We start from the raw sequence: 24036 nt of genomic DNA on the forward strand, positions 1-24036 counted from the left end.
GGTCAAGATTTTAGTAAAGAATTTAGTAAAGATGGTAGCCTCAAAAAAGCAAAAACAGAGCGACATCGAGATCGTTAACCAAAAACTTAAAGCTGCTGGAGTGCGGTTGCGAGTGGTGGTTCTTAACCACAAACTTTACTTACGTGGCACTTTACCACCCCGTCCCGGCTCAACTGACAATCAACCGAAGCAGACTTACCTGGCTTTAGGGTTAGATGCTACTCCTTACGGTTATAAGATGTCTCAGAGTAAAGCTCTGGAAATCTGGGCTGCTCTCGGTCAAAATCGATTCTCTTGGAATGACTACATTGATACAACCGATCGGGAAACTGTGGGAGCGTGGATCGATCGCTACAAAAAACACTGGCTCAAAATCAAGGGCGATACTCCAGAAAATCACCGTAAATGGCATCGGCAAGAGTGGTTGTGTGGCTTGAGATGGTTACCTAGTAAGCAGGATTTGACTGCTGAGTTACTAGAGGCAACAGTTCAGCTTAAACCTCCTGATACCCGTGCGCGGCAGCGCATTGTGCAAATTTTGACTCAGTTTGCTAAATTTGCCAATCTTCAGGTCGATCTAACACTTTATCAAGGTAACTATAAGCCAAAATCTCGCGATGTCCCTAGCGATGAAGAAATAGCTGCTATGAGAGCTACTATCAAAAATCCACAGTGGCAATTAATTTATACCCGTATGGCAGTCTACGGTTTGCGCGATCATGAAGCCTGGCTGTGCGAAATTGACGATCGTTCACCATATGCTTGTCGAGTGCTGGATGGTAAAACAGGACCTAGAGATGGTGTACTGCCACTGTATCCCGAATGGGCAATTGCCTGGCAGCCTTGGGTAGGAGAATTACCACGGGTGACCTGTCACAGTGATTTCTCGATTTATGGCGATCGCACTTCTAAAGCCTTTCGCCGCGCCCAAATTCCTTTTGCTCCCTACAACCTTCGCCATGCTTGGAATATTCGCGGCACTGTGGTCTTTGAAATTCCTATCCCTGTGATGGCGCAGATGGCAGGACATTCTCCAGAGGTGCATCTACGCGCTTACCAAAAGTGGATCTCAAAGAAACAGTCTCTCCAAGCATATAACAAAGCTATTATCGCTACCGATCGTCCTAACGCTCCTATCTAACCAACTCTCTAAATACGGCGTCGATATTAATTGCTGCCAGTTTACTACCAATTTGAATGTAGTGCAGACCATTACCATTTGGCTTTTAATACGCTACAGTTGAAGAAAAGAGACATTTAAATCTGTGAGTCATGTCTGGGAGAGTCAAGCTCAAGATTAACGAGTCGGCAGAAACGCTCCTCACTCTTTTAAAGCAGCAAAAAAGTGCAAGTGGGAAGGAAAGAGTACAAGCACTGTATTTGCTCAAGACTAAGCAAGTGGAAACGGTGCAACATTTAGCAGTGGTATTGGGACGGAATCGAGTCACAGTACAAAGGTGGTTAAGTCAATATCGCCGTGGTGGGTTGAATCAGCTATTAGAAGTAGGCAAAAGTACGGGAAGAACACCATTAATTCCAGCAGAGGCGGTAGAACGTTTAAAACAAGAACTGAGTGAGCCAGAAGGGTTTTCCAGTTATCAGGAGGTCAAGCTATGGTTAGCAGCAGAGCTAGGGATACGCGTGAAGTATGACGTGGTACATAATCTAGTTCATGACAAGCTAAAAGCTGACTTGAAAGTAGCAAGATCAAAAAGTAGCGAGCAAGAGCCAAAGGCAGTAGAAAACTTTAAAAAAGAACTGCCTCAAAAGATAACAAGTGTAATCAAGGAGGTACAAAAGCAATCAAAAAAGTTTAAGAGAGTGCGGTACTGGTGTGAAGATGAAACTAGGCTGGGATTGAGGACAATTCAGAGACGGAGATTGACATTAAGAGGAGTCAAACCTGTAGGAAGCTTTCAATTTAGGCGAGAAAAATAGTATGTGTATGGTGTTGTAGAGCCTCAAAGTGGAGAAAACTTTTTTCGGGAAATTTCCCATTTAGACACCCAGTGCTTTCAGGAATTTCTAAATGATTTTAGGCGAGCTTATCCTGAAGATTTAGATATTATTCAGTTAGACAACGGCTCATTTCATCCTACCTCCAAACTCAAAGTTCCCGAAAATATCATCCTTCTGTTTCAGCCAGCCCACTGTCCAGAGCTTAATCCCATAGAAAGGCTTTGGGAACAGCTCAAAGGTTTTTTAGGTTGGGAGGTTATTGATAATTTAGATGCGCTCAAAATTAAAGTTAGACAGATTCTCACCTCGTTTAGTGAAAAAACTATTAAAGATTTGACTGGATGGAAGTATATTCTCAGGTCTTTAGAAGTCGCAAATATTTAACCAAATGGTAGAGATGTGGAGCTATGTCAGTAGCAAGAAGAACCCGCGTTGGCTGTGGCACGCAATCGATCGTAGAACTGGTCAAGTTTTAGCATATGTGTTTGGTCGTCGAAAAGACGAAGTGTTTCTCCAACTGAAAAAGTTACTCCTTCCGTTTGGGATTAAGCGTTACTGCACGGATGGTTGGGGAGCATATGAACGGCATTTACCAGTAGAAGACCACGCAGTAGGTAAACGGAAAACGCAGAGAATTGAGCGGAAACATCTAAGATTAAGAACAAGAATCAAGAGGTTAGTGCGTAAGACTATTTGTTTTTCCAAGACAGAAGAGATGCACGATTTGGTGATTGGACTATTTATTAACCGCTATGAATTTGGCATATCAGTTTGAGAGACAAACACCAGATCTAGAACAGCACCAGTGTGGTATTGAGACTGTGGCAATGGAATCAACTGGTGTGTACTGGATTCCTTTGTTTCAAATTTTGGAAACTCGCAGTTTTGAAGTCAAACTGGTGAATGCTCATCATGTGAAGACTCTTCCCGGTCGCAAAAGTGATGTTTTAGATTGTCAGTGGTTGCAACAGTTACACAGCTATGGATTATTGTCAGGTTCTTTCCGTCCCGAAGACGAGGTTTGCGTGTTGCGTAGTTATATTCGGTAACGGGATGGATTGATTAGGAGTGCCAGTGTCCATATTCAACGGATGCAAAAGGCTCTAACCCAGATGAATGTGCAACTACATCAAGTAGTCAGTGATATTACAGGCACTACGGGCATGGCAATTCTACGAGCGATTGTTGCTGGGGAGCGTGATCCACAACTACTTGCAGCCAAAAAACATCACCGTGTCAAACGCACTGAAGCGGAAATTGCAGCAGCGTTAAATGGCGATTACCGCATAGAGCATTTGTTTGTACTGCAACAAGAACTACAACTCTATGATGTTTACCAGACACAAATTGCTGCTTGCGACCAACAAGTACACAAGTATTTAAAGCAATTTGCGGACAAAGTGGACATTACCGAATCTCCCCTTAAACAACCCAAGCACATTCGCCACAAGCCTCAAGGCAATGAACCTGCCTTTGATCTACGCAGCCATCTCTACCGCATGAGTGGCGTGGACTTTACTGCTATTGATGGTCTTGGTGTTTTGACTGTACAAATTATCCTCTCGGAAGTCGGTTTAGAGCCAAGTCGCTTTCCCACCGTCAAACATTTCACTTCTTGGCTAGGGCTTTGTCCTGGCAGTAACATCACTGGTGGCAAAGTCAAAAGTTCTCGCACTCGCCCTGTTGTTAACCGGGCTGCCAACGCCTTTCGCATGGCGGCACAAACCGCAGGCAAGAGCCATTCTGCTCTTGGTGCCTTTTACCGTCGTCTACGTTCTCGCCTTGGTTCTCCTAAAGCTATTACTGCTACCGCCCATAAGCTAGCACGAATTTTTTATCGCCTCTGGACATCGGGCGGTGACTATACAGACCCTGGTATGGACTATTATGAACAGCGTTACCGTGAGCGAGTCGTCACTAATCTCCAGAAAAAGGCTCAGGCATTCGGTTTTGAACTTATTCCTCAACCCCTAGAAAATGCGGTTTCTCAGAAGAGGGTTAGAGACCAGCATCTTAAAGTCCGGCTAGGACTAGCCTAATAGAATTGACCACAAAAATCCTTAAGATTGTTCTTAAGAGCCTAAACTTAGGTTGTAAAAACTAAACTAAAGATATAAACTTTGATTTAAGTGAAAGAGCTGAGGTGTTTTAGATTGCTATTAAAGCTTCTTAAGGCTTAGCCAAAATAGGTTTAAAGAAGTTTTCATTGGGCGATCGCGAGTGGGGGGAAAGGGTAACTCTTCAGGGGTACAGGGTGATTTATTCAAGGGAAGCCTATATACTACATCCGGCGCGGCACACACTTCATGCGCTGTTGAGAAAAGTTAGGTTTCAGACTCAGTATAAGTCACTACTCAAGCCTTGGACGTGGAGGGATTTAGCCATTCAAGTATTGCCGATGGGGTGGGGGTTTTATTGCAGCTTAATGGGCGATCGCAACTTACCTACCCTGAAGACGAAGTTTCGGTTTCTTCTGGTGGTTAGTGCCGTTAAGTGTGTTGTTCGCTTGGGAGATGGTGAAATATTTCTACTCTTTTATGCCCAGGACTAAGAGCTGGTTTTTTTTGGTTTGCGATTGCCTACCTACCTAAGCTTGACAAGTCCAGGTATCCGAGATTTTGAGGATAAATACAATGGCAGTATTAGACGCACATTATCTGTATAAATCGTAAACTTTTATAGCAAAACTGCGGAAACGTAGAGCGGATTGTGTATGAAAGCATTAGTAGTTTGACAGAAAACTTGTAAAAACCTTTTATGTATCATCTCTTATGGAGTACTAGATGGACAGCTTGCATAGAAAAAATCCTAATAGATAATTAGGTTACTTTAGGGTTTTCCACGTTGCATAGCTCAAGACAAGAGTATATGCAATCGGTAATAATTGAGCTGGCATTTTGAGGCTGCAACCCCTGAAAATACTAAATTCTTTTTTCCAAATTAGATCTTTGGGTTAATAATTTAGGTTGCCTATTCAAGTTTACTCTTTAGGTAAAACTAAAGGAAGTTTTGCTCTGTTCAACTAGATCCGAGTTAAGCGAACAATTATTTTCTAGTGGATAAATAGTGACATGGAAGCTGAGAATTACAACAAAAATTCCGATCCGAGCTTAGGCTACTATCCTGAACCTGGTTGGGAATGGCAGAAACCCGAACCGAAAACCTATCTGGTAAAGCACGATCTAGCTCAGTATGCTCGCTCTTGGATACTCAACCTCATCGAATTTATTCACTGGCTCCCATTTATCCCAGCTTTTCTACTGGCTTTTTATATCTTCCAGCATTCAAACACTTTGAGCGCAAAACTTGGAACGGACATCCAAGTTTTTTTACTGATGGTGAGTCCCCTGATTCAAACATTTGGGGGGTTAATGGGTATTGTGATGCACGAATATGAAGGCTGGCAAGTCGTATGTTTCCAAAATCCTCTCGCTGCGGAATTCAATATCAAGAGCTTTAATAATGAATGGCTACGTGAAGTAGCCTATAAATTGCTGTTTTTGTTTCAATCGGCAGGGCTTCTGACCTTTTCTTTAGGGGTCTTTGGGAGCAACAAACTAACGCTAACCTTGGCGATCTTCAGTAGTGTAGTTGGATTTATCGGACCTCAAAATCCAAAAGTGACATTTAAGTTTAACAATCAACCCGTTTTTCCACTTGCTACATCACTGATGGTAGTTTTCATTATCAATGCAACAGTGAATCTAGCTGCCTATTATTACCTTTTTAGCGCACCTTTAGCTGCTGCCGAACTTCCTAAAATACTGTCATTGCTGGTTCCGTCGCTCTTAACCGTGGGAGGAGTAATTGAAGGAGTAGTGGCAGAATCGACCTTTAATCAATGGTGGCACTTTACGGCTTTTCTCTTCATCAACGTTGCCATGTTTGCAGAACTCTATTTCTTTGGTTTGCTTTGGTAAAGCTTTTAAGGCAACAAAACATTAACGTTTAGTATTAGGGAATTTTAAGTTTTGTCGTTACTCTAAGTCTAGACTTCCCTTATTGTTTTTTCGCTCGTCATCTAACAAGAGGCAAGTTTGTTTATGCTTAGCAACCAGCTTGCTAAAATTGCCCAAAGCTACTGGGTTCTGGGATTAGCTCAGGTTATTCACAGTATAGAAGAGACATTCTCTAAGCTTTATCTTGAATTCGGCTCTATGAGTCAAGCATTGCATCAACTCTTCCACTGGATTCCTCTATTTGAAATTAGTGCGGATGTGTTTGCGATTCTCAACTATCTAATAATTGCCTTGATGTTAGGTTCAGTTCCTGCTGCTGAGAAAGGCAAGCGACTAGGTTTTATCTTTATGTGGAGTTGGGCAATTATTGAGACATTGAACGGAGCTTTTCATATTGGCACTTGGGTGTTTCTGCACAGTTACTTCCCTGGCGGAGTAACGGGACCGATATTGTTTGTCTTGAGCGTTCTGTTTATCCAGCAACTCCGAGCTACTTCAGATCGAACCACACGAGCAATTCAGTAATCCCACGTCACCTAATTCAAATATGTTGTTTAAAGATTTTTTCTCAGACCTACCTTGGTTAGGCAAGAGCTTGACAATCCTTTTATCATCAATTGTGGGTGTTCTGGCGATCGCCGCCATTTGTACCAGTGTTTGGGTGGGAGACTCAATTGCCCATCTTCTCTGGGTTGGAGCGGTCTTAACAGGCTTATTGCTGTTGTTTGTGGTGACTATTCAGCTAACTTACGCCAATAACTGGGCTGGAGCACCTATCGTCCTGAAACCGATTCATACAAAAGGAGTTGTAGTCGGACTTATCTTCATTCAAGGAGAAGGAATTCCTATTGAGCGATACCGTCCAATTGCACAGGCAATTCAAGCAGTTGCTTCTGATTTAGAAATTTGGGTCGGCATTCCGCAATTTATTGGTGACTCTCCCATTCCGCGTGAAACTGGATTGGCAGTTGGTCAGGCGATCGGTGAGATGAAACGAGAAGGGATGCCACCTACCGACAACCTTTTCTTTATTGCCCATTCTGTCGGGGGAATCGCCATTCAAAAGTATCTCAACAGTTTTCCCAATTACGCCAAAGGGCAGATCTTAATGGGGTCTTTTTTGGGCAAGGGGTATCTCTCAAATTTGAACGAGCGAGGAAAAACCATCATTCAATATACTGTTCCTACCTTAACTATTGGTGGTACTTTAGATGGACTGGCTCGAATTACACGGATCGCAGCAGCGTTTTGGTATCAACAGATTAATTCATCCCAATCCACTGATATACACAATTTCCCAGTGATAGCGATTGATGGTGCAAGCCACATGCAATTTGCTTCCGGTGAAGCAACTTCTTACGTTGCCGATTTTGACCTCAAACCCAAAATTGAAGAGGATGAAGTTCATAGACAAGTTGGCGAGTTAGCGTACAGTTTTATTTGTACAAAACTACCCAGTGCCAATTCTGAAAGCAGTCTAAAATTTCTGAGTGACAAGCAACAAAAGACACAACAGCAACTGCAACCGCTGCTCAATTCATTCTTGCTAGAAGGGTATAACGGCTTTAAACCTGCTTGCTACAATCGCGCCGAAGATAATACTCGAACCGATCCTAAATGTACGCCCTATTCGCCCTGGATTCAAAATAGCGCTAATTCAATTATGGCAGGGAGTGATTCCGCTCCTGTGAAGTTTAACTTAAGTGTCATTGATAGTTTTCACCGTTCCTATACAACCGATCCGTTTCACAATCCACACGTTCATATCCCCCAAATTCGGAATTCTTGTAATGGGACAGAACCATGTACGCTGACAATCTCTAGCGTCACCCAAGCACTATATAACTGGTTGGAGGTTTTTGATACAGGCTTTTTTCCAGTTTCAGCCTTCTCATTGCGAACAAAACTGAATTCTCGACAAAATATTTGGAAACATGCAGGAGTTTCTAATCCAAGCTACGAAGAAACAGATGGACCCTCAAGGGGGGCTGAAATCAATCAGCATGTTTATCAGTGGGCGCTGGAACATGCAGGGAGTGAAGCTCGATCCTACTTTGAGAAATTTGGCGTACCAATAGATATGGGAGAAGATGTTGCACCGACTATAGCAGCGGGACCACTCTGGATCTGGAACTATCCTAAATATAAATACTTGTCTCTAAACAACGATCGAGTTTATCAAGTTAAATCGACAGTGATGAAAACCCCTATTAACTATCCAATTCCTTCTGCAAGGGGGTTCCATTATTGTCAGCTTCTCTCGCCTGCTGCTGCAATGGAGTGGATTTATATTGACGGCTTAAGGCTTAAGGCATCTCTTTCTGGAAATACTTTTATTTATGGTCCTCTGGCTGGCATCGATAAAGTCATCAGGTTTTTCTTACGGGGAGCACTTCGCCAAACTAGAACTAAAGGGTTATTGCAACGAGTTTGAAAGAGGTGAATCTAGAAGTTACATCGATCTCATACTTTCAATAAGTATTGAGGTAGAATTTACAAGATTCTAGCTCAAAACAATATTCGGGAAGATCTATTAGTAGATTTGAGCCGTGGAAGCAGATTATCAGCATTAGAATTCACTGCTCTACTCCCAACATCAGCAACTTAATCTTCTCACTTCGCGATCGCATACTTGCTTAGGCTTAATGAATCTGGAGATTTTGAGCTTTTAGAAATAAATGCGACAAAGCGGCATTAGACTGCACTCTACTTAAAGAATTGGTAAACTTTATCGTCAAATTGCGATAATGCTGGCTTGCACTGCGTATAGAACATTGTTAGTTTGACAGTCTAAAAGGGAAGTTATGATGGATAATCCTCAATCGGCTACAAATGATCTGAATGAGAACATAGACTGGCTCAGAAGTGAAGTCCAAAATCGGATTCAAAAGGTACAGCAAGCTCTTCAACAAGAATTTCATAATTTGTATAGAGATACGATTAGCCATCGACAGCAGGAAATTGACGCAATAAAGTCAGGAATTGAAGAGGAGCTGGATACTTTCAAGAAGGAAGTTGCTACTCTTCAAGTTGAAGTTATGCAGTCTAAAAAGCCCAAAAAGTGGTATGGGGAAGCATCTACAATCATTGCGGTACTTGCCATAGTATTTTCATTTGGCACAGCAATGGCATCATATCTTCAAGTTGATAGTCAAAACAGACGTGCAGCACGAAGTGAACTTCGTGGAATCATTCAGCGACTTGTTGCCTTACCTAAAGAAAGCGCAGAAACTCTCAACACATATAAAAATAATGCTGTAATTCTAAATGGTTTGTTGTCAAGTATAAATCAAGAGTATGTGTTGTTATCTGGTCAAGCAGTAGAATTGGTTAACCGTATCCCAAACGACATTTCAGCACCAGAGTATGTGTCTATCGCACAGGCGTTAATTAATCAAGGAATTACAACTCAGGTTCCTATATTTCTAGATACTGGACTTAAGGTTTCAAAAGATATAAATTCTGAGCTTGCGCTTTTACGGAACTATGGAAATTACTTGTTTATGACAGGAAATATTAATAGTGGGCGAAAAAAGTATCAGGAAGCTATGAGTATTTTTGGTAAATATTCAGTTAGCAACCAATACTTCATTGAAAGTGCTAACGCCTATACTGAAATAGTCTGAGCAAATAGTGAATACACTCAAGGTAAATGCCAGCAGGCAAAGAATCTTCTAGAGAGTGCTAATAGTAAAATTATAAAGTTAGCCCAAGGTGATTGGACAAATAACTTAAAAGGTCAGGTGGAATTTGCCCAGAATTACATAGAGAAAAACCCTCAGTCTTGTAAACTATAATTCTTCTGTTTACACGTAAGCATCCTCTTTCCTTAATCTGGACAGTTGAATTGTGAGAATTTGTATAGGGAATGGTCTAGCAAACCCACTGTACCAGAACGAAGTTTTGTTATCGTTATGTTGTTGCAAAAGTAGTAAAGCCACGTCCAATTACCATGTACTCTTTGAAACTTCTACCAAATCAAGGTTTCAGAAAAACTTTCCTGCTACTTTACTCTTCCACTCCCAACACCAACAACTTAATCTTCTCGATCCGCGATCGCATACTCGCCCAAGCCCTGTATGTTTGAGCCTTGCGAGAATCAAGACCATTTAGACTACCCAGATAACTATTACTATCTCCACCACCAAACCGATACTCTACTTCTAGCAGCCGCATCCTGGCAGCATCGCGCTTGGCTATCTCCTGGGAGATCTGAAATTCTCTGGCAGCTTCGTCATACTCAAAAGCAGCCAAATAAACCTGTTCTCTGATTTTGTTGGCTAACTCTGCCCGTCCCCGCTGTAACTCCGCTGACTTCACCTGCAAGTCAGAGATAGCGATCGCATTTCTTTGATTTTCTGCGTTTCCACCAAAGGAGGCTTGTAACAACGGAACTCCAACAGCATTGAGCAATTTATCTAGCGTTCCAGTAGGATTGGTAAATAGCGAAGCCAGGTTAGAAATAAAACCGCCCGTCTGATGCGTCTTCCCGTCTGCGGTCTGTATTTGCTGGGGCTGAATCAAAGCTTGCAGCGCCGGAGTCATTACCGATAGCTTTACAGCCTTCTTATTAGCTGCCCTTGCTTCCTCGATTTTATTGTTGATTTCTTCGATCCTGGCATCGACTTCTTTGAGCAGGGGATTTTGTTGTGTAGCAGCTGACTGTAGAGATGAGATACACTCGCGGGTCGCTTGCATACAGGGCAAGTCACCCTTCATTGCATTCCACAAGTCATCATTAATCCGAGTGCGAATTATCGCATCAATATCGCTTCCGGCTGGTTGGAGTGGATTTGTCTTGTTTGGTTGGGGTGGTTCTCCAGTGGATTCCTCACCCGACTGCTCCGAAGTAGAATCCTCTGGCGTTTCGATGACTTCTCCCCCATCTGCTGTATTATCACAACTTCGGGTTCATGGCAGCTTTTGGTGATCTGGGTTGAGCATCCGCGTTGGAAAACCTGAAGTAAATCAACTGGCGAACAAAAGTCTTCGTTGCAGCAAGTCAAACCCAGCGCGACCATACATCTGTCGTTTGAGCATCTTCAAGCGATTGATTTGTCCTTCCACTTGTCCATTGCTAACCGTTAAAGTCACCCCAGCTTTGACTGCCGCATAATCTGATTGTAAGCTTTTGGCAAATCGGTGAAATTGTGTCAAGGAGCTACTACTAGCTTGCTCAAGCCAACGATCTAGTTGCTTGGGGTCGCGTTGCTGCACTAAGTCTGCAAATTCCTGAGCGAGATCGATCGCAACGGTGAGAGCGGGGTGCTGCTTCAAGTGAGCGAGCAAAGTTTCATCCTCAACGGAGCGCTGCTTCAAGGGCTTCAACACCAACCAAGTCGCTCGACGAGCGCTCAGGGGCGGCTGCTTCAAGTCTGTAACCGGAGGAGCATGTCCTCGTCCCTCTAGAGTGCTTAACAGTTGGCGTTGGGCTTGGCGCAACTGATGTGTGTAGCGTGTTACCGTCATGTAACTCCCTTTGTATCCCTGCTGTTGAATTTCGGCAAATAACCGCTTGGTCTGACGCTGCCCCGCATTCCACTGCGCTAGCAGATACGGCTTGTAGGGAGCGAGCAAGCTCTTACCTGGACGGCGGGGATGGGGTTGCCATTCTGGGAAACTGGGAGCCGCCAGATAGGTAAAAACTGTCCGCTCCCCTATCCCTAAATGGTGTGCAATATCAAGCACCTTCAAGCCTTGTTGCCGTAGTTTGTGTACCTGCTCGTAGTTAGTCAGCCGCCTTTCACGACGCTGTTGCGCTTGTTGAGTTGTAAATGGCTTGGATGGTGCAACAATCATCGCACCGAGGCTACGGTGATAAGCGAGGTCTACCGCTTTTAATGCCTGAGTGCATGTGGCAAAAAAACGCTCCAATACCGAGAGCTAAATTTTGCAGCAGATGGAATCGGTCGGCGACCTGAATCGCATCGGGTGCCCCTTGCTCCATGCCCTGTTTATATGCCTTGGAGCGATCGCGCGACAACACTTGCACTCCTGGATGCTGTTTGAGCCACTCGGCGAGGGTTCCAGCTTCACGATCCTTCAACAGAGCAATCGGACGATGCCGCTCCAAATCCACCAAAATCGTGCCGTAGCGTTGTCCCTTGCGAAATGCGCTCGTCATCTACACCTAGAGTCTGGGGCGGAATAATCTTTGGTAGGGGCAGTTGGGAGATGAGTTTTAGCAGTAGAGTTGTTGGGAAATAAGAAGTAAGTAAGATCATCTTGCTGCTCCAGCGTACCGATTTAGCCAGCATCAAGATAGAAGTTCCACAGTCCTGCGGCAATCAGCATCAGTCGGTCATCGAAATCAGCCGCACGATTCCTATACAAGGCTGCGACAGCGTTGTATCGTTTCACCCCTGCAAAGGCATTTTCACACACCACCCGTTCTCGACTCAGTGTCTTGTTTTCTGCCTGCTGTTGTGGTGTCAATTCACCTCCTCTCGGCTTTTTGTGCCCAATGCGAATGTTGACATACTCGTTCTGTAAGCCCTGAAAGCCTAAATCCACCTCAATCGGAATGGCATCGGGAATGGCTGCTGCCATCGCTTCCTCATCCAAGAATCGTTTGTCATGCACTTTCCCTTCCCGTGATGAACTCAACACCAACACCCGCTTGCGCTCATCAACCGCTGCTAGATGCTTGCGCGTCGTTCGCCGCTTTTTTCCCGAATAGTGCTCCTTTTGTCGCTCTTTGTCTTGGGGGCGTTGAATTGGTCGTTCCGTGCCATCAATCATCACCCGTTTCACGGCTGGAAATCGCTCCACAAACTCCTCGACACTGCGTAACTTGCGCTCCGGCAATGCTAGCTTTTGTCCCAATGCACTCTCTAGCACGGGTAAGAGGCGATGCGTCCACTCATGCGCCTGCGAACGGTCAAAGTGGAACAAGACGCTAGCGAGATCGAAGGTGGGATAACACTTGCAGTAAAACAAGCTGTAGAACAACTTGTCCTCCATCGTCTGCAAGGTGGCTTTGCGTCCACCTCCAACAGCACGTTTGCGCTGCCTATCCAGCGGGGTTAAGCTTTGCCAATAGGCTTGAGCAAAACTGTGCAGCAGGTCATCAAAGGCTTTACGGTTTAGACCAGTCAGGGCGCGTAACAAACGGTCTTGCTTGAGAATGCGTTCTAGGTCTAGCATCGCTTTCCAGTTGACGACAGGTTGCCTTCATTCTCCCTTATTTCCCAACAAGTCTAGTGTATTCCGACTCAGGCGATAGCCCAATTGGTCACTTAAGCAAACGCCTGCTGCACCACCAAGTGCTAGTGCAATGGCGCTCAACGATTGGGCAAGACGGTTGGTTCGACGTGCCCAGGCAATGGTGACCGTGGGCAGTCGTTCCGTGAAAATGCGCCGTTGGCAGGTTGGGTTGACACAGAAGAATTTGCGAACGTGCATATGAAGTGTCATTCCATACTGAGCCACGGTCAGATCCTCAAGAGTTCGCTGATAGCGGCTATGCACCCGACGATTCAATCCCTGGCAAAGCGGGCATTGAGCGAGAGTCTGCGTGGAAGAAACAGTCACACTCAAGTGCCTGTTGGTTTGGTCAAAGTTCCAATGCTCTAATCGAAGTTGCTGGGAATCAGGCAATAACTGTTGAAGGAATTCCAAGACCTTGAAATGGTAAAGAGTTATCTCGATCCTGACGTAGGATCACCAAAAGCTGCCATGAACCCGAAGTTCGTGCAATTTTGCAGCTAGTAACAAGGTGACAGTTCCTTCTAATAACTGCCCGAGCGATCGCTGATAAAGATATCGCCACCATAGTTGCTCGATTGCTGTTTGCTCAGACACCGATACTTCTAGTGGGACTTTGTAAGAAAGATGGAGCAAATTGAGCTAGAATGCGGGTAGGAGTTGCGTTTTACGTCAGTCTCGACAGGAGCAACGTAAGGTGAAAGATCAAGTACCAGCAGCGATGCCGCAGTGCTTTGAGAACTGGTGTCGTCGGTTTGATGATGTATTTTCGCGTCAGAAGCAGCGGCAGGAATTTCGTGTTTATCTAGGGGGACTGCTGGGTGAGAGTCAGCGCAAAAACCTGAGCCAACTGGTCACAAATACAGTAGATGGCTCCTACAACAGCCTCAGACATTTTCTCAACAATGCCCCTTGGGATGAAGTCAAGCTAAATAATCGGCGGTTGGAGGTGATGCACCAGTGTCGCCAGACGACCCCGAGTCAAGGTTTCACATTGATTGTAGATGATTCGGGACATCGCAAAAGTGGTGCGGCTACTGATGGGGTAGGACGGCAGTACATTGGGGAGATTGGCAAGACTGACAATGGTATTGTGCTGCTGACTACCTACTTGTATGATGGAGTGCGACGTCTGCCGTTAGATGTTGCACTCTATCAACACGCAAGTTTATTCGAGCAAGGCAAGGCAGACCCCAACTTCCAGAAAAAACCTGACCTGGCTCTAGACTTGGTTGACCAATGCTTGAAGCGCGGTTATCGACCGGGTGTGACTGTAATTGATGCAGGCTACGGTAATAACACGCCTTTTCTCAAGCAGTTGGAGTCGAGAAACCTAACTTACGTGGCAGCAATCGCCAAAAACCGCCAAGTTACTGCTCAAACATCAGGTGATGAGTCTGCTCGTAAGCAGGGATTAGAAGCTATTGCTCAAACCTTGGCAGTGGAGCAGTTCACACCTGTGCAACTCAATCTGGAGCAGCCCCGGACAGTTTGGGTGGCGCTGTTACCAGTTCACGTTCCGAAGCTCGAAGGCACTCGCTGGCTGGCGATTCAACTCAATGCCTCTAGTTTCGAGCAAGCGACGGAGGTGGATTACTTTCTCACCAATGCCTCTGACAACCAAGTCAGTGCGGCTTGGGTAGCTCAAACATATTCTGCTCGCAACTGGGTGGAGGTCTTCTATCGAGAAGCCAAGGGCTGGTTGGGTTTGAGTGAGTATCAAGTTCGGGATGCTCTGAGTATGAAGCGTCATTGGGTTTTAGTGTTCATCGCTTACACCTTCATCCTTTGGCATCAGTTGACCGGCGGATTCCGCAGACGTTGGGCAACCAAACCCTTACAAACCTTTGCCGAAGCATTGGAGGCATTCCGCACCGCAGTCGAGTTTCGTTTGGTCCGCTGGCTTAATGAGCATGTTGATGTATTTGCCTCTCACAGAGCTAAGTTCGGCTATATTTGGGCTTAGAAAGTTTTAAAGTCCCACTAGCAAACTTACCTGTCACTCTAAGAAAAACATCTCGTCCTCAGCGCGCGACAAGTCAAATCGTCGTTCTGCTTCGGCAAGAGTCGTAATAGCTTCAGTGATATAGCAATCCTAAATAGGATGTATGGTTATCCATACATAAATGCCTTTTCAAAAGTAAAGTATTGCTGATGGGTGACAAACTCAAACAGATACTTCACCACTGCAAAGGACTTGCACAGCATAAAGAACTTGCGAATGAACTGTTTAGCCTGCAACCAAATGTCCTCAACGGGGTTTTGTTCAGGAGCATGAGGGGCAAAGCGAATACACTCAATCTTCCAGTCTTCATAGGGTAGTCCAGCATTAATAGCAGCCAAAAACTCTCGCAACTGGTGTGACCGATGGTAGCTTGCACCATCCCAAATCACCAGCAAACGGGCTGGCTCATCGAGAGAGCGCAGATAGTTTAAAAAGGCAATTGTATTATCCGTATTCCCAGCATCGTAGGCTTGAACATAAAACTGCTTGCTGCCGTAATCAAACGCGCCATAGTAGGTCTGGCGCTGCCGTTCGGAGGCAATTGGTACGTCAATGCGTTGGTTGGTTTTACCCCAAACATAGCCACAGGCATCGCCCCATAGCAAATGGCATTCATCAATCAACAACACCCGCACTTGCCCAGAAGCGATTTGAGTGCGCCATCTCATCAGTAACTCCACAATAAGAGTGTTTTTTTGGGCGACTTGCAGCTCGTCCTTCTGGGGACGTGCCGATTGTGTCTTCTTCCACGAGAGTCCGGCAAAACGAACGCAAGTCGTAGTAACTCTGTTGCGACTTAAAGACGACTCCATAACTGAGGTCGAGGTGAGTGACCAACTCTTCGAGCTGACAGGAGGAGCGCTGCCGTAGCCATTCCATCACTGCTTGTTTGTCAACATCATTTAAATAGCCTTGCGTACCCCAGTATCCTAACTTGAGTGCATCTATGCCTTGCTGTCGATACAGTTGCTGCCATTTACTAATGAAACTCTGTGATACCTCCAGCAGTGCTTCAATCTGTTGGTAAGGATAACCTTGTTGCCGCATTTGCACGGCTAGGGCACGTTTGAGTTCTCTTGCGTCACTTGTGCTGGCAATAAATTGGCTTAAGCTATCCATCAGAATCGAGAGAGCAACTACAAAGGTTTCTCTAGCTTATCGGCTTCTCCTTATTCCCACAAGCTATCTAGGATTGCTATAGCAATGGACATATTGGTAACAGCAAACAGGCTGTGCTTATGCTATCAAATTCAGTTGTCAAATTCTCTGCTGTTTGAGTACCGAGGGTGCGATTGGTCAAACTGTATGCAATGGCGTTCTGTCGTCAAGTTTTTCACGAACAGTGCGCCGAGAACTCAACTGTCAGTAAGTCAGCCACAAATGCGGATAGAAGACAGATGCGGATGTGTTAATTGATAGGACTTTATAACCAACAGTTCATCAAATCATCTATCTATAAAGTAGATTTTCAATTGTAAAAAATTCACCTGATTTTCAGTAGCAGATATACGATTGTAGCTTCTAGAGCCTAGAATATATACATTCGCTCGTCGTCTTCATGCCTTCATCGAGTTGACCAACCATCTCATCACTCTGAATCAGAAAAACAATATTGTTTAAGCTCAAAACAATAGCAGAGAACAACACAATGATTATTCCAGCAAACGGAGTTGAAATAAAGCACCTCACAGAATTCAGGTCTGAAGAACTTTTTGGCGCAACGATTACTCGATTGCTATCTCGCGAACAGCTTCCAACTGTTGGATTCGATCGGGTAGAAATTTCCAAAGGAGCTACGCTTAAACCTCATACACACGCAGCTTCTGAATCCTTCATTTACGTTCTCGAAGGAACAGCAATTGTGACGTTAGACGAAAACAACTCTGGCGTTAAAGCTGGAGACACTATCTACATTCCTGCGGGTGCTAGTCATGGCTTTAGTACGCCTGATGAAGCAGTTGTATTACTTTCAGTGCAATCACCTCCTATTTATCCAGAGTCAAGTCTGCCAGACATCCATTTTGGCAATCCGAATGGCTTAGGTGAAATGAATTGAGAGAACACTATTTTCTCTCTAAATCTGACGTCGATATCAGCTCCAACGGAGATATTTATGGGTTTATCGGTAGTATTGCAAAAAACGGTAGGCTGAATAGTACGACGAGAGAAAAACACCTTGTTTAGCTCTGATGAATCCTAAAACTCTGTTTCAGCGGCGATATTTTCAGCCAGAAATCATTCTGCTACGAGTCAAATTATTAGTATTTTATGCTTGGAATATTTCTACCATATTTACTTTCTTTATACAACAAACCACATCAAAAATCTATAAGCTAATTGCTTTTCATTGACTCACGCCATAATCTTTTTCCATGACTTCTAAGTACCACATCTGCCTTGGAAGTGATGAAAAAAGATTACGGGGTGAGTAGCGATACATGAGGCAATTGCAATTGTTGCATTTAACCGGAAATACCAGCAAAATCAGGATTATGTTGGAGAATGATAGGATGATTGCAGTAACCAGAAGCCCAGATCATCTGCTTGCTTCGAGGGTGAAGAGCGAGCCGTAATTGTCAAGAGTGAAGGAGTTGATTACAGTTTAGCAAACTTGGACTATTAGCAAACTTGGACTAAAAATATGATTTTTAAAAGAGCCAAAACCTGGTATGAGCGAGCTGAAATATGACTCTATTTTAGACTAGTGTTATGGTTCTTATTTCAGTCTCTAATCGCTCTTTTTGGCATTCTAGGAGAAATAGTTGTTTTCGTTCAATTGCTCAAAGGCGTTTCTGTTATTTTACCATTTCTACCAACAGCTATTTTTTCATTTGAGCTATTCATGTATGGACTGACAATGATAATCACAAGCAAATTGTTGAACTATTATTTTGCTCCAAGCTCTACCAGTTTCAGTTTCATCGATTTTCTAACGATGAAGAACACTTGGATTCGAGCAATATGCGTGCAGAATAGTTGTAGCTATCGTTTGCTTCGTTCTCTTTGCAATCAACAGCAATATGTCGAGTATTTTGTTTTTTCACTAGCAGACCAGATTTGGGAATATCAGTATTTTCGTCGCTGGTTGCCAAACCGTGACAAATATATAGAACGAATTCTTGCTGCTACAGAGGCTCTAGAACGGCAGCATCTGAGTAACGAACTAGTCAGAGCCTACCTCAATAGCTTAAACATTCCTAGCTTAAATATTATATCCAAGTAGAAAATTTAGCAGTATTCTATGCTAAGTACTAGTTTCGACGCAATTGAGTCACGCTTGCCGAAACCGAACAAGCATGGTTAACCCAATTGCTCCTCGTTGGGAAATCGGCACTTCTAGCGCTGCGAATATTAGATGCGATCGCCACTCGACCCTTGACCTTTGAAGAGATTGCCATCGAGTGCGAATGCCATCCCCAAACAGTCAGTCAGATTCTCAACGCGCTTGCCGATGGTGACATGACTTTACAACTGGATGAAACTTCAGCTTTCGCGCCCACGGGTAGACCGCGAAAACTCGCTCGCAGATAGCCCTAGTCACCGACTCCATAGCGTTGCTCCAAAAAAGTCAATAGCTCCACTTCCAAATCGGTGAGATAAGTTTGTCGTCCTAAATGCTGCAATATTACTTCTGCGCCTCGGTCTAGCAGTCCAACATTTCGCAATCGCTTAATTCGCTTCAGAATTTCAGGTAATTGACGGCAAGCATCAGGGTCATCAATCGGTCTAAGATTTTCTGGTTTCACAGCTATTGTTTCATCAAAAACTTCAACCTCAATGGTAAAGTCTTTGAGCTTAGTTGCAACACAAGGGCAGCCATTGTATTTGCGCTCGCACCCCTCTAGCCTCATCAGCGTGAATGCGTCACCAACTTGACCAAAATCAGTAGCATAGCGCAACGGCTTTTCCTTCAGTTGCTCGACAATGCCTTTGACAATCCTAGCACTAGGAACTTTACCACCCGCTTGTTCTACTGCCTGCTGCCAACAAGTTCGTTGTGATTCTGGTTCTAGCTTAGCCAGCGGTCGGCATTGTGACTCATTGGTAGGAAGAATGTTCACAATTTGTGAACATCCTGATGAAAGATTATCTACAACCACTGCGGCATCAATCAGATAATGAGCATAGATCCGCTTCATCCCGAACCGCTCATGACAGTATGACTCAAAATTTCTGTGAGTCGAGCGATACAAGCGGCGATCGCGCAGTTGCGTTAGAGCTTTTCCCGCTTCATAGAAAGCCCGTTCTACCCGCAGTTCTAAGCGATGGCGATCGCGCTCCTCAGCTTCGGTCAACTCCTCAACAACAGCAGTCGCGATGGCACTTGAAGTGTCGCCGCTATCCTTGGCAACTAACTCCAACTCAAGCGGGTTGCAGGATATGGGAAATTGAATCTCAGTTTCGCTGTCAAACTGCACCCAAACTTCTGGCAGGGCAAAACCTAAGTTAAGTTCTTGGAATACTCCTAGTTTTTGAGTCACTTGATGACGCACGCGATCACCTTTTCTGAAACTGTGTGCCGCAGCTAGACGAGCTTGTTTTACATCCTCCGTGCTGTCGGAACGCGATTTAATTTTAGGCATAGTTGTACTCGTTGAGTATTTTTCCCAGTCATCTCAAGTTGCCAGTTTCAAGCAACAACCAAAATTAAAACGAGCGCCATTGCTATGAGCTAGCAATTGCCATTGCTCGATCGCATTGTTGTTGATGCTTTCTCTGCTTGATTTTCTCGATCTGCTCTTTGCACATTCTCAATCCCGACTCACACACCTGTCGTCCAACATCGAAACTGTCGAGCGAGCGCTGCATGAACTCGGCAACCGATACTACAAAACGATTTACCGTCACCATCTGTTGTCCTAAGTCGTTCCACCAGGTTCCCGAATCCTGCCATCCTCGCTCTCTTGCGGCTGCTAGCTTGTCATCTAACGAACCTGTAGCGGAATTTGACACGTCAATTTCATTTACTGGTTGCTCCACAGCAGTGGAGTCTAGGGAACCCCCTCTTAAGAGGGGTTCCCTAGACTCCTGCTGGGTGTTAATTTCATTTACTTGTATACTTGCTTTACAGGTATCTACGTTTGGTTGACTGGTATTGCTAGGCTTGAATTGAACGACTTTACTTTGTTGTTTGGTAGTAGAAGTTCTCTGTTCGAGTGCTAGCGATCGCCAACTGGAAAATGGCATCAGGTAAAAAACTGACTTCTTCCCTGGTGTGCGATCGCATTCAATTAGATTCATCTGCACTAGTTGCGACAGCACCCGTAAAACAGTGATCCGAGTTAGCCCGCAAACTTGAGCTATACTCTCGCTTGATTCTGAAACTACGCCATCCACCGCATTCTTGAATAAATGACAGTAGATGCGAAATTGGTTGGGGGTAAGTCCGAAATCATCCAACTGGTTCAATACATCTGAGAAATTATCGTTTTTGCGATCGGTTGCTATCATTATTTAATTCCAGTGTGAAAAGCTCTTGCAGTCAACAAGAGCCTGTTTTCTAGACTTGCTTCAGTTCTTGGACTCTGGCTACCCATGCAGGTGCTTTTTTGCCATGAGTCACTTCCAGTGCATCAAATTCAGGCTGAATTTGCTCCAAGCTCAAATGCGGTAGGCGCTGTTCTGCCCATAAATTTGCATCACTAGGAGAGCGCCAGGAGCGATAAACTTGGGCAGCTCCCGATACTGCAACTTGAGGAACTATTGGTAATTCAACTCGTGGCTCTGGTGTAGCAACGCTTTGATTGTCTGCCTGCCCCATTTCTTCAGTGGAAGCCCAGACAGTTCTTGGGGGAAGGCACGGCGTAGAGCTAGGCTCTCTGCTACCTTACCAATCATCAAGTCAGGCATCTGCTGCCAAAAGTTATTCGGTCTGCCATCGCCTGTCTTTTGGACGTAGGCACTATATCTCGCTACAGCCCACAGCGCTTCTTTGAAGTCGTGCCGTAGTACGCCTACTTTTGCTGCGGCTGGTGGTTGGGATTCCAGCCATACCTCTCTCCAGATCCCATCATTGCTGCACCAACATGGACCGAGTTGCCCTGCATATTTCCCTGTACGCTCGGCAATTAGTCGAAATCCGTCGATAGAAATCTGGATTGCCATCACTTCGCGCCCCTGCTTGCGATCCCAACGCTTGACGGCGTAGATTTGTTTGGCTAGCGGATCTAGTCCGGTGCGCTGACATTGCCAAAGGAATATTCTCAATTCATCTTCGCTTGCACCTTTACAAATCGTCCGCTTGAGCAGCTCAATCTGTTCGGGAGAAATTACGCTTTGGGATGAGATTCTTTCAATTGCCGTTACACTCATTGGATTCAAAATCTTTTTTCTCAATTGGGCAAACAACATCACCCCACGCTCAACTGGAAGCGCAGGGTGGAGAGACTAGAAGGGGCATTCCTCTTCTATTTCTATTGGTTGCCAGCTATCTACAACTTTGTATCCTGGGTGTGAAATTGTAACTAATGCCCCAATGTTTTCTGCAAGCTTTGCCCAAACTTCGATTGTTTGGCAGTCCTTGGGTACGGGCATCTCGCGATCGTCTAGCTCCAACTGGTCGCTCACGATTGTGACTCTGTAGCAATTGCTATCAAATAACGTTGTTGCGATCGCCTTGGTTTCGCTTGTATGATGCATATCAAACACTCCTTTCTTTAAATGGGAAGGGTGGGCGATCGCTGCTAGTTTTCCAGGCTGTGAGCGATCGCCTTTCAATCTTCTAAATTCTATCATGATAAAATCATGATAGAAATAGAGTCATGATAAAATTGTGATAAAACTAAAGTAAATAAGTTTAGTTAATCAGTGGGTTATGGCTAGAAAGAAGCTGTATCAAGATAGTGATTATATTCAAATTGTTGTTCCCAAGTCAGAGAAGGCAATCTTTGACGCTATTTGTTCTGCTAAGCAAACAACAATGAGTGAAGTATTACGGCAGGCAATGAAGCAGTACTTGGTGGCTAACAAAGAGGTTGTTGAGGAGGTTGGCACTTAATCAGGCGCAATCGCGCCTGTATCTGTCACTCTATATCCGTCTCACCTGAAGCTCTAAGCATAACGAAGAGCGCAAGAGTGATTTGCCTCAACCCGTACAGCGGCTAGATTTAGAAAAATCATTTGATTTAATTATGAGTCAAGCAATTACAAAAAATATCAACTTACAACAAACAATAGATACTGCTATACAAGAAACTCAAGAAATGATGCAGCAGGGAATAGATATTAGCGATCCCTCTGTAGTTACTCCTTTAGAATCAATCGCTAATCAGTATTCCGAAATTTCCCCCCAGTGCAACCAGTTGCTCATGGAGTTGGTTCAACAGCAGATGAAACAGCTTTCTGGTCAAGAATCATCTCAATTTGCGAACGAATTTTGAGCTGTCACGCCGAATGAATTGGTCAAGGTTTTTGGCTGAGGGGGAAAGAGCAGTCAGGATTGTTCGCTCTGGACTTAGAAGAAGAGGTATTAATGTAGGAGACTCAATTATTACCTCTTTCAACACCGATGAAGATCTCCCTGTTTACGATTGCAACGAGAATAAACTTTTTTGGATATCTGTGAAAGCTGTCTCAGGTGAGATCGCAGATCCAGTACGACAAATGCCACCCAATTATAAAGGTTGGATGTGTGGAGAAGTAGAAAGCAAACAGTGGGTCAACCCGCCTGCTGTAATTATTTGGTATTGTCTGAGAACTAATGTAGCCTGGGGTGCAATAACACCAAATCGTCCTAGTACGAAATGGATTATATTTCCCGATCGCTATGGAGTGGTAATAGATAAGCGGAAAACTGCTGTAACTGGCCAAGCTCACTATCTTTATCCCTCTTACTGCGTTCCACCAGTGGAAATTATTAGTAAAGATGAAGCGATCGAATATATTCAAGAATTAATCCAACAGCGATCGCGCGGTTGAGAAACAATTATTCTCAAGCTAAGAAACAATTATTCTCAAGCTTCCACAAATAACGCTCCAGTGGCTTATACAGTTATGCTAACTATGACCCACGATGCCAGTGCATCTAGATAGCAGCGGTATAACTTGACAGTAGCTATCGAGTAGCTATATTGTTGCATTCAGTTCTCCCATTGATGCTGTAATAAATTGAGAATTTCAGGTACGTGAGGGGATTAAGAGATCTAGAAATGGAGAGGTGATTGCTAGTAGCATACCGTACACTTGTACTTAAATAGAACTCGGTAATTTACTAACTTAGAAGGAAATCTTGAGTGGCGCTCGTGGCGCATTTACTAATATTAAGTTAAGCTGAGTCAAACCTGTTTTGGTAGTGCTGCAAGGTTGCAATGCTATGACCCAAATCGTAGATTCTTTACCCGACGAGTACCAAGAGCGAATCTTGTGCCACTACAAAAACGCAACCAATACAATCCAGATTGCTCGAATTACAAACATTCCGCACTGGTATCTGGAACGAGTTGTATTTCCCGCTCAACACTTGTTGTTCGAGGCAGTCCCACAAGCGCAATTAGAAATTCACTCTGCTAAAATGAAGAGCGCTATTCCTGCCACACGATTGTTTGCGATTTAATAATACGCTCTAAGCTAAATACTTAGCCAGAGCGCTGCTGAATTCTTCGTAGGGTTTAGCACCGACAATCGTTTCTACCAACTCGCCTTGCTGAAACAGCATCACAGCGGGAATACTGCGAATCCCAAATCGCTTGGCAATCGGTTGGTTGGCATCTAAGTCTAGCTTCAAGACCTTAGCACGGTCGCCATACTCCTGTGCCAATTGGTCGATTAAGGGAGCAATCAGTTTGCAAGGTCCACACCAAGTAGCTGTGCAGTCTACTACCAGCACTGGCTCAGTTTCTAGTAGCGCATCAAACTCGGTTTGGTCTTGAATGTAAGCAGCAGCCATAGAATCTCCTATAAAGGTAGCAT

29 protein-coding genes and 2 pseudogenes are annotated in these 24036 nt (G+C 44.4%); 18 read left to right on the forward strand and 13 right to left on the reverse strand.

Annotated elements, in window-relative coordinates:
- The first annotated feature begins 31 nt into the window (after positions 1-31).
- The 9 genes and pseudogenes from N4J56_RS20680 to N4J56_RS20725 all read left to right on the forward strand — a co-directional run bounded on the left by N4J56_RS20680 (position 32) and on the right by N4J56_RS20725 (position 9544).
- Positions 32-1141 carry a hypothetical protein gene (locus tag N4J56_RS20680; RefSeq protein WP_317108153.1) on the forward strand — a complete coding sequence of 370 codons (1110 nt, stop codon included), beginning with the start codon at positions 32-34 and terminating at the stop codon, positions 1139-1141.
- A 131-nt stretch (positions 1142-1272) separates the two neighbouring features.
- Positions 1273-1938, forward strand: a complete 666-nt coding sequence (locus N4J56_RS20685; RefSeq protein ID WP_317108154.1) for a helix-turn-helix domain-containing protein — start codon at positions 1273-1275, stop codon at positions 1936-1938.
- Positions 1939-1941: 3 nt separating this feature from the next.
- On the forward strand, positions 1942-2343 hold the full coding sequence (locus tag N4J56_RS20690; RefSeq protein WP_317108155.1) for a transposase: 402 nt from the start codon (positions 1942-1944) through the stop codon (positions 2341-2343).
- 4 nt (positions 2344-2347) lie between these two features.
- Complete coding sequence (locus tag N4J56_RS20695) at positions 2348-2734, forward strand: IS1 family transposase (protein ID WP_317108156.1); 387 nt, start codon at positions 2348-2350, stop codon at positions 2732-2734.
- Positions 2712-3998 (forward strand): annotated as a pseudogene (locus N4J56_RS20705) (IS110 family transposase). Before N4J56_RS20695 ends, N4J56_RS20705 begins: the two are co-directional and overlap by 23 nt.
- A 1032-nt stretch (positions 3999-5030) precedes the next feature.
- Entirely contained in the window at positions 5031-5879 is an 849-nt protein-coding gene (locus N4J56_RS20710; protein WP_317108159.1) for a hypothetical protein, read from the forward strand.
- A gap of 123 nt (positions 5880-6002) precedes the next feature.
- Positions 6003-6443, forward strand: a complete 441-nt coding sequence (locus N4J56_RS20715) for an HXXEE domain-containing protein (RefSeq protein ID WP_317108160.1) — start codon at positions 6003-6005, stop codon at positions 6441-6443.
- Between the two features lie 22 nt (positions 6444-6465).
- A complete protein-coding gene (locus tag N4J56_RS20720) occupies positions 6466-8352 on the forward strand; it encodes a hypothetical protein (protein ID WP_317108161.1) in 1887 nt (628 codons plus the stop codon).
- A 370-nt stretch (positions 8353-8722) separates the two neighbouring features.
- Complete coding sequence (locus N4J56_RS20725; protein WP_317108162.1) at positions 8723-9544, forward strand: hypothetical protein; 822 nt, start codon at positions 8723-8725, stop codon at positions 9542-9544.
- Positions 9545-9926: 382 nt separating this feature from the next.
- Here the strand turns inward: N4J56_RS20725 and N4J56_RS20730 are convergent, their stop codons facing one another.
- Entirely contained in the window at positions 9927-10616 is a 690-nt protein-coding gene (locus N4J56_RS20730) for a hypothetical protein (protein WP_317108163.1), read from the reverse strand.
- A 49-nt stretch (positions 10617-10665) separates the two neighbouring features.
- Here N4J56_RS20730 and N4J56_RS20735 point away from each other — a divergent pair, with 49 nt between their 5' ends.
- Complete coding sequence (locus tag N4J56_RS20735) at positions 10666-10848, forward strand: hypothetical protein (RefSeq protein WP_317108164.1); 183 nt, start codon at positions 10666-10668, stop codon at positions 10846-10848.
- A gap of 38 nt (positions 10849-10886) precedes the next feature.
- Here the strand turns inward: N4J56_RS20735 and N4J56_RS20740 are convergent, their stop codons facing one another.
- The 5 genes from N4J56_RS20740 to N4J56_RS20760 all read right to left on the reverse strand — a co-directional run bounded on the left by N4J56_RS20740 (position 10887) and on the right by N4J56_RS20760 (position 13721).
- Positions 10887-11792, reverse strand: a complete 906-nt coding sequence (locus N4J56_RS20740; protein ID WP_317108165.1) for a transposase — start codon at positions 11790-11792, stop codon at positions 10887-10889.
- The gene (locus N4J56_RS20745) at positions 11728-12042 is read right to left on the reverse strand and encodes a transposase (protein ID WP_317108166.1); all 315 of its coding nucleotides are present in this window, start codon (positions 12040-12042) and stop codon (positions 11728-11730) included. Before N4J56_RS20745 ends, N4J56_RS20740 begins: the two co-directional genes overlap by 65 nt.
- Positions 12043-12164: 122 nt before the next feature.
- Positions 12165-13064 carry a transposase family protein gene (locus N4J56_RS20750; RefSeq protein ID WP_317108167.1) on the reverse strand — a complete coding sequence of 300 codons (900 nt, stop codon included), beginning with the start codon at positions 13062-13064 and terminating at the stop codon, positions 12165-12167.
- 27 nt (positions 13065-13091) lie between these two features.
- Positions 13092-13451 carry a transposase family protein gene (locus N4J56_RS20755; RefSeq protein WP_317108168.1) on the reverse strand — a complete coding sequence of 120 codons (360 nt, stop codon included), beginning with the start codon at positions 13449-13451 and terminating at the stop codon, positions 13092-13094.
- A gap of 129 nt (positions 13452-13580) precedes the next feature.
- Positions 13581-13721 carry a hypothetical protein gene (locus N4J56_RS20760; protein ID WP_317108169.1) on the reverse strand — a complete coding sequence of 47 codons (141 nt, stop codon included), beginning with the start codon at positions 13719-13721 and terminating at the stop codon, positions 13581-13583.
- Positions 13722-13821: 100 nt separating this feature from the next.
- Here N4J56_RS20760 and N4J56_RS20765 point away from each other — a divergent pair, with 100 nt between their 5' ends.
- Entirely contained in the window at positions 13822-15090 is a 1269-nt protein-coding gene (locus tag N4J56_RS20765; protein WP_317104593.1) for an IS701 family transposase, read from the forward strand.
- 146 nt (positions 15091-15236) lie between these two features.
- Here the strand turns inward: N4J56_RS20765 and N4J56_RS20770 are convergent.
- Positions 15237-16248, reverse strand: a protein-coding gene (locus N4J56_RS20770; RefSeq protein ID WP_410500364.1) for an IS630 family transposase whose coding sequence is annotated in 2 segments (ribosomal slippage) — positions 15237-15899 and positions 15901-16248 — 1011 coding nt in all. Because the reading frame shifts where the segments join, the coding sequence is not laid out codon by codon here.
- A gap of 529 nt (positions 16249-16777) precedes the next feature.
- Between N4J56_RS20770 and N4J56_RS20780 the strand changes: the two genes are divergently transcribed.
- The 3 genes from N4J56_RS20780 (at position 16778) to N4J56_RS20790 (ending at position 18660) form a co-directional block, all read left to right on the forward strand.
- On the forward strand, positions 16778-17185 hold the full coding sequence (locus N4J56_RS20780; protein WP_317108171.1) for a cupin domain-containing protein: 408 nt from the start codon (positions 16778-16780) through the stop codon (positions 17183-17185).
- A gap of 879 nt (positions 17186-18064) precedes the next feature.
- Positions 18065-18352, forward strand: a complete 288-nt coding sequence (locus tag N4J56_RS20785) for a hypothetical protein (protein WP_317108172.1) — start codon at positions 18065-18067, stop codon at positions 18350-18352.
- An 86-nt stretch (positions 18353-18438) separates the two neighbouring features.
- Positions 18439-18660, forward strand: a complete 222-nt coding sequence (locus N4J56_RS20790) for a hypothetical protein (RefSeq protein ID WP_317108173.1) — start codon at positions 18439-18441, stop codon at positions 18658-18660.
- 2 nt (positions 18661-18662) lie between these two features.
- Here the strand turns inward: N4J56_RS20790 and N4J56_RS20795 are convergent, their stop codons facing one another.
- From N4J56_RS20795 to N4J56_RS20815, 5 genes and pseudogenes are all read right to left on the reverse strand, one after another.
- On the reverse strand, positions 18663-19712 hold the full coding sequence (locus N4J56_RS20795) for a hypothetical protein (RefSeq protein ID WP_317108174.1): 1050 nt from the start codon (positions 19710-19712) through the stop codon (positions 18663-18665).
- Between the two features lie 82 nt (positions 19713-19794).
- Positions 19795-20580, reverse strand: coding sequence for a hypothetical protein (locus N4J56_RS20800; RefSeq protein ID WP_317108175.1), 786 nt, complete (start codon positions 20578-20580; stop codon positions 19795-19797).
- A gap of 49 nt (positions 20581-20629) precedes the next feature.
- The gene (locus tag N4J56_RS20805) at positions 20630-20890 is read right to left on the reverse strand and encodes a hypothetical protein (RefSeq protein ID WP_317108176.1); all 261 of its coding nucleotides are present in this window, start codon (positions 20888-20890) and stop codon (positions 20630-20632) included.
- An 11-nt stretch (positions 20891-20901) separates the two neighbouring features.
- Positions 20902-21441, reverse strand: a pseudogene (gene bet / locus N4J56_RS20810) (phage recombination protein Bet); the annotation flags it as partial.
- A 75-nt stretch (positions 21442-21516) separates the two neighbouring features.
- Positions 21517-21864 (reverse strand): hypothetical protein, encoded by a 348-nt coding sequence (locus N4J56_RS20815; RefSeq protein ID WP_317108177.1) that lies wholly within the window; start codon positions 21862-21864, stop codon positions 21517-21519.
- A gap of 79 nt (positions 21865-21943) precedes the next feature.
- Here N4J56_RS20815 and N4J56_RS20820 point away from each other — a divergent pair, with 79 nt between their 5' ends.
- The 4 genes from N4J56_RS20820 to N4J56_RS20835 all read left to right on the forward strand — a co-directional run bounded on the left by N4J56_RS20820 (position 21944) and on the right by N4J56_RS20835 (position 23680).
- Positions 21944-22126, forward strand: a complete 183-nt coding sequence (locus tag N4J56_RS20820; protein WP_317108178.1) for a hypothetical protein — start codon at positions 21944-21946, stop codon at positions 22124-22126.
- 82 nt (positions 22127-22208) lie between these two features.
- Positions 22209-22508 carry a hypothetical protein gene (locus tag N4J56_RS20825; protein WP_317108179.1) on the forward strand — a complete coding sequence of 100 codons (300 nt, stop codon included), beginning with the start codon at positions 22209-22211 and terminating at the stop codon, positions 22506-22508.
- A 181-nt stretch (positions 22509-22689) separates the two neighbouring features.
- Positions 22690-23046: a hypothetical protein gene (locus N4J56_RS20830; protein WP_317108180.1), complete on the forward strand. Its 357-nt coding sequence runs from the start codon at positions 22690-22692 to the stop codon at positions 23044-23046.
- A gap of 394 nt (positions 23047-23440) precedes the next feature.
- Positions 23441-23680: a DUF1830 domain-containing protein gene (locus tag N4J56_RS20835; protein WP_317108181.1), complete on the forward strand. Its 240-nt coding sequence runs from the start codon at positions 23441-23443 to the stop codon at positions 23678-23680.
- Between the two features lie 9 nt (positions 23681-23689).
- Here N4J56_RS20835 and trxA read toward each other — a convergent pair whose 3' ends face one another.
- Positions 23690-24013, reverse strand: coding sequence for a thioredoxin (gene trxA, locus N4J56_RS20840; RefSeq protein ID WP_317108182.1), 324 nt, complete (start codon positions 24011-24013; stop codon positions 23690-23692).
- Positions 24014-24036: the final 23 nt, after the last annotated feature.

Source organism: Chroococcidiopsis sp. SAG 2025 (assembly GCF_032860985.1).
GTDB lineage: Bacteria > Cyanobacteriota > Cyanobacteriia > Cyanobacteriales > Chroococcidiopsidaceae > Chroococcidiopsis.